The sequence below is a fragment of the Tatumella sp. JGM130 genome (genome assembly GCF_018257525.1).
Taxonomy (GTDB): Bacteria; Pseudomonadota; Gammaproteobacteria; order Enterobacterales; family Enterobacteriaceae; genus Tatumella; species Tatumella punctata.
Genome location: NZ_JAERJS010000071.1, coordinates 1 through 2022, shown reverse-complemented (window position 1 = coordinate 2022; position 2022 = coordinate 1). Strand labels below are relative to the sequence as shown.

Genomic DNA, 2022 nt, shown 5'->3' with positions numbered 1-2022 from the left:
TTGAAGGAGCCAGTGTTCTTACCCTGATTGGTGGAAATGCCATTACATCAGGAACGTGGGCGGTAAAACTGGGTGAGATGGCTACAGGACTTGGAAGGATTGCTGCCAGTGGCCCCGGTGCTCCCATCGCCGCAGTCGTGATGGGAATGATGCCCGGAAGGCTCAATGACGGAGAGCAGGATTTCATTGACCGTATGCGTCTGGAACAGATGCGTGAAGCGCCAAGCCGCGTGCGTTATACATGGGAACAGGATGATAAAGGTAACCCGGTTCCTCATGGCTGGCATACGCCACCGGGTAAAGACAGGGTGCGTGTGCGCAAAATGGAGTGGGACAGCAGCCGAAAAGCGTATACGTTCACCACAGAGGAAGATCCGCGTATCACCATTATCTGGACGCCCGACAGTTCAGGTGTCAATGTTCCTTCAAATACGGGCAACCGGCACCCGGTAAGGATACCAAACCCTGTTATTGTTGATTCGCTACCGGAAAATACCCGCATCGAGGCGACAACCACTCCTGCGCCGGAAGAGAAGACATTTGCGGATTATATTCTTATTCTGCCATTGCCGGATATTCCGCCGATTTATGTATACCTGAGCAAGCCACCTGTTGAGTTTTTAGAGGTGGAACCTTACGATGATTTCAATAATCGTTCACGACAAGGGGAATATCATGCGGATCATATTCCATCAAAAGCGGCTGTAGAACTGTATCTTGAGAGAGAATATCCCGAGTTCGATTCTGAACAAATTAAATCATTATCAGGTAAGGTTGCTGCTGTCATAGTTCCTGTGGAAGTTCATCGGAACATTAGTGCGACTTATGGCGGGCGTAATCAAACACAAAAAGAACATGATTCCTATGACCTTAGAACAGCAGCAGATAAAGATTTTGATATTGAAATATCAGCATTAAAACAGCATGGTGCGACAGATATACAGCTAAAAGAAGCTAGAGCTAAAATACATAAAATTAATATTGATTCGGGATTATACAAATGACAGTAAATGTAGAGAATTTAATTCGAAGCTTGGGGGAAACTTATGAATACATGCTTGAGACAGGGATTCTTTCATATAGAACAAAACCGACAGGTGCTCCGGGATCCCCTAATTTAGGTTTGGAAATGGCAAAAGAAGGGATTTTTTTGTCATTCAAACGCACAGGTAGAATTCTCAAAAGTATTACGTTAAGACTCCAGCATGAACCGATTAAACAGTGGGTTTTTCCGAATGAACTTCCATCGCCTTTGCAAAAACATATGAGTCGCCAATGGGTGCATGATACTTTTGGTGAACCAGATAAGTCTGTTCCTCCGAAAACCGTAATGAAAATGGCTATGGGATGGGTTGATAGATTTGCTGTTGAGGATTTTCATATCCCAATAACAATACAAATTCGTTACGATATGCAAGATAAAGTCGAAGCCATTACTTTCCTCCCAACGTCAGATCTTCGTTGGTAGCTTTTACTCTTTTTGTAAAAGCAGCACGGCAAATCCCGGGTGCTGCTTCATTCCTTGTCCCCTCGAACATCCAGCCAGGGCACCCCGCTAATCCCCCCGAAAAACCGGTGTGTTCATAAACAGAATTTTCTACTAACCTGAATTCAGAGGGATTTCTATGACCCGAAGGGCTGCGAAGCTCACCGATCACGTTTTACTGACAGCCAGAGCCCTCGGTAATTTAGTAAAAAAGGCGTTCGCTTAGGTACATATGATAAAGATTTAAACAGGGTAAAAGGAGGGTGACATGTTTGGTATTTTACAGAAAATAAATCTTTTAAGTCTGAATTTAATGAAACAGTCTTGCCAGATTCAATTACCATAGGTGATTTTAAAGAAGGGATGCAAATCACTATAGATTATTGGAATATCAAACAATACTATGCAAGTTGGCTATCTTCTTTAAAAGAAGGGATTTATGGAAAAAAATAATGCGACACTAAATAGCTGCGCCAAATAGTAGATCACTTTAAGGGAACTCAGCCCGGATTGTGCGATCTGATCAATCGCCAAAC

Annotated in this window: 2 protein-coding genes; both read left to right on the top strand. The window is 43.3% G+C overall.

Going from position 1 to position 2022, the window contains the following annotated elements; all coding sequences use genetic code 11:
* Positions 1 to 1004 (top strand): S-type pyocin domain-containing protein (locus tag JK211_RS16645; RefSeq protein WP_212709732.1); only part of this gene is annotated, 1004 nt, incomplete at its 5' end.
* Positions 1001 to 1468 (top strand): DUF6392 family protein, encoded by a 468-nt coding sequence (locus tag JK211_RS16640; protein ID WP_212709731.1) that lies wholly within the window; start codon positions 1001 to 1003, stop codon positions 1466 to 1468. The genes JK211_RS16645 and JK211_RS16640, both read left to right, overlap by 4 nt.
* The last annotated feature ends 554 nt before the right edge of the window (positions 1469 to 2022 follow it).